Origin of the sequence: Methanospirillum hungatei, assembly GCF_020216685.1 — an archaeon.
In the GTDB taxonomy this organism is placed as follows: Archaea; Halobacteriota; Methanomicrobia; order Methanomicrobiales; family Methanospirillaceae; genus Methanospirillum; species Methanospirillum hungatei_B.
This window is the reverse complement of record NZ_JAIWNS010000283.1, coordinates 1-3,549: the sequence shown is the minus strand read 5'-3', so window position 1 is coordinate 3,549 and position 3,549 is coordinate 1. Positions and strand designations below refer to the sequence as shown.

General features: G+C 45.0%; 5 protein-coding genes. All 5 read left to right on the top strand.

Annotated elements, in window-relative coordinates:
- A partial coding sequence (gene pseG / locus LDL35_RS14990; RefSeq protein ID WP_304023967.1) for a UDP-2,4-diacetamido-2,4,6-trideoxy-beta-L-altropyranose hydrolase occupies positions 1-1,192 on the top strand: 1,192 nt, incomplete at its 5' end.
- Positions 1,193-1,205: 13 nt separating this feature from the next.
- Positions 1,206-1,832 (top strand): formyltransferase family protein, encoded by a 627-nt coding sequence (locus tag LDL35_RS14985; protein ID WP_304023964.1) that lies wholly within the window; start codon positions 1,206-1,208, stop codon positions 1,830-1,832.
- Positions 1,833-1,844: 12 nt separating this feature from the next.
- Positions 1,845-2,108 (top strand): N-acetylneuraminate synthase family protein, encoded by a 264-nt coding sequence (locus LDL35_RS14980; RefSeq protein WP_304023961.1) that lies wholly within the window; start codon positions 1,845-1,847, stop codon positions 2,106-2,108.
- On the top strand, positions 2,050-2,889 hold the full coding sequence (gene pseI, locus LDL35_RS14975; protein ID WP_304023958.1) for a pseudaminic acid synthase: 840 nt from the start codon (positions 2,050-2,052) through the stop codon (positions 2,887-2,889). The genes LDL35_RS14980 and pseI overlap by 59 nt, the downstream gene beginning before the upstream one ends.
- Positions 2,890-3,064: 175 nt before the next feature.
- Positions 3,065-3,549, top strand: a 485-nt coding sequence (locus LDL35_RS14970) for a hypothetical protein (RefSeq protein WP_304023955.1), incomplete at its 3' end; no start/stop codon positions are given.

Below are 3,549 nucleotides of genomic sequence, written 5' to 3'. Positions count from 1 at the left end.
AAAGCAACTCCGGGCCTATGTTTCCCAAATCTTTGTCATCGATGATCTTGCTGACCGGGTGCATGACTGCGATCTCCTTCTGGATCAAAACCTGGTTGAAGGGATGGAAACAAGGTACGATGATAAGGTCCCTTCCTCATGTGGGAAGATGCTAGGACCGGAGTATGCCCTGCTTCAGCCGATTTATGCAGAACTGCATGATAGGATCCCCCCCCGTGAAGGACCGATCAGGCGAATTCTTATCTTTTTTGGCGGGGTAGACCAGAATAATCTGACCGGAATGGCTCTCTCCGCAGTGATGGAGTTGAACCATCCGGATATCAAGGTTGATGCGGTCATATCAGAAAAATCCCCTTTTTATAGCGTTATCCTGGATAAGACTGCGAATAGGCCAAATATTTACCTCCATAGTAACCTTCCATCTCTGGCATCCCTAATGGCGAAGGCGGATCTTGCAATCGGTGCTTCCGGGACGACGAGCTGGGAACGATTGTGCCTGGGGCTTCCTACCATTGTGATAACGACAGCAGAGAACCAAAAAGCGATTGCTCATGGCCTGGAGCAGCAGAACCTCATTACATGGCTAGGACATGCAGATGCGATAACAGAAAAGATGATTCGTGAATCCATTTCTGAATTGTTGGTAAAAGGAGAGTTAAGGGATTGGTCCTCACATTGTTCCCAAACGGTTGATGGTCTTGGAGTAGTGAGGGTTTTTACTGCACGTACGATATCCGCGGATACAGAACTTCATGCTCGACGTGCTTCGCTTTTTGATGAAAAAAAATTGTTATCATGGGCAAATGACCCAATTACCCGGAAGAATTCATTCACCATGGATGAGATCTCTCCAGACAGACACCATCAATGGTTTTATGATAAACTCCGGGATATGGAGAATGTCTTTCTTTATATTATTGAGACTGAGGATCAGGTCCCAATTGGACAGGTGAGATTTGAAAGAAATGGTGAATTGTGGGAGATTTATTACTCTCTTGCCACCGAGTTCAGGAATCGAGGAGGAGGAAGGGCTCTCCTGAAAACTGGTCTTTGCGAATTCCGAAAGGAACATATTGGGGCAATTGTACTTGGATGGGTGAAAGAAGAGAACAGCCCTTCGTGTAAAGTTTTTGAATCGCTTAATTTCTCATCAAATCTGAAGGGGGGGGTGGCGTATCAGCGTCTGCTCTGATGTTGGAAGCTGGATGAACGAGTATATCCCGGATTTAATCTTTGATTGGATAGATGACGGTCATGAAGTGAGATGGGTACATGATGCAGCAGACCTACCCTCAGGAGACATGTGTTTTTTTCTGAGTTATGGGAAGATAGTAGATAAAAATCAGTTGATGCAGCATCGAAACAATCTTGTTGTTCACGCAAGTGATTTGCCAAAAGGAAGGGGGTGGTCACCTCTTACCTGGCAAATTCTTGAAGGAAAAGATAAAATTCCAGTAACGATATTTGAAGCGGAAGAATCTGTAGATAGTGGACCCATATACGAGAAATCTTTTGTATCATTTTCAGGTAATGAATTGATTGAAGAACTGCGTTGTGGATTAGCGAATATAATTGCTGATTTATGCAGGAATTTTGTCAATAGATATCCAGATAGTGCTAAACTTGGACTTGAACAAGAAGGTGAGCCATCTTTTTATCCACACCGCGATCCTGAAGATAGTAAGATTGACGTTCAGAAAAGCCTTTTATCACAATTCAATCTGTTAAGGACGGTAGATAATAATAAGTACCCGGCCTGGTTTGAGTTCAAAGGACGAAAATTTTTCCTTAAAATCACTGCAAACAGCATTTTTAATGATGCAAAAGAGTGAATATTGAAAATTATGCAGATCAAGAGATCAATCATCGGAAAGAATCACCCCCCTTTCATCATCGCAGAGATGTCCGGGAACCACAACCAGTCCCTCGATCGGGCACTTGCCATTGTTGAAGCAGCGGCAGAGGCCGGTGCTCATGCAATAAAACTCCAGACATACACCGCTGACACAATGACACTGGATATCGCTGAAAGAGAATTTTTTATCAGTGATGAAAAAAAACCTGTGGAGTGGCCAAAGCCTCTACGATCTCTACAAGCAGGCACATAACCCCTGGGAATGGCATGCCCCTATCATGAATCGGGCAGAAGAACTCGGTCTTATCTGTTTCTCCACCCCATTTGACGAGACCGCCGTCGAGTTCCTTGAAACCCTGGATGTCCCGGCTTATAAGATTGCCTCGTTTGAGATCGTCGACCTCCCACTGATACAGAAAGTAGCGGCTACAGGAAAACCTCTCATCATCTCAACCGGTATGGCAACAGTCTCCGAGATCGATGAAGCAGTCCGGACTGCAAGGGATGCCGGATGTCAGGATTTGGTCCTCCTCAAATGCACGAGCACCTATCCGGCAAGTCCGGAGAATAGTAATATATTGACAATTCCCCATATGAGGGAGTTATTCGGGTGTGAGGCAGGGCTTTCTGATCACACCTTAGGAATCGGGACTGCTATTGCCGCCGTTGCTCATGGGGCGTCATTAATAGAGAAACATTTCACCCTTTCCCGGGCAGATGGCGGGGTGGATAGTGCTTTCTCAATGGAGCCAGATGAGTTCCGGATGCTGGTTGAAGAGACGAAACGGGCCTGGCAGTCACTTGGATGTGTGCAATATGGGCCTGGTGAAGATGAAGAAAAATCAGTGGTTTTTCGCCGATCCCTTTATGTTGCAGAAGATATGCAGGCGGGAGATTTTTTTACCAAAGAAAACCTGCGAAGTATCAGGCCGGGGATGGGGCTTGCGCCGAAGTATTATAAGGTACTGCTTGGCAAACGGGTGAATAGGGATGTCAGGAAGGGGACGGAGGTTAGTTGGGAGATGATTGGGTAATCCATCTGTATTCAGCCCGGACTCCCGCTAAACGCTGGTTCATATGAATACTCCACCCTGACAAAGACTGACGAACTCCAGAAGGCACCATAACCCCGGATACATAAGGGAATCTGACCAGAACGATATATCCGAAATTGCTATTACATCAGATGACAAGTAAGTAAATCCAGATATGTCACCTACATCAAAACCAAAACAATCTCCACCAGATATTACCGCATCTCCAGATGGCCCTCTGACATTCGAAAAAGTCTGGCTCATGTTTCAGGAGACTGATAAGAGATTCAAGGAGACAGATCAATTACTGAAAGAAAAATTCAAGGAGACAGACAAAAAGTTTCAGGAGACAGATCAAATACTAAGAGAGAAATTCAAGGAGACAGACAAAAAACTCAACAAACTGGAGCAGTTGTTCACATCCCAGTGGGGTAAACTTGTCGAATCTCTGGTAGAAGGTGATATCCTCACTATCCTCAACCAATGGGGGATAGAGGTGACTGACACCATAAAAAGGAGATCTGGTCGTCGTGACGGGGTTGATTACGAGTTTGATATCATCGCAATTAATGGATCTGAAATAGTAATAATAGAGGTTAAAACTACACTGCGGCCAGAGGACATCAGACATTTCCTCAAAAAACTCAGTCAGGCAAAGAA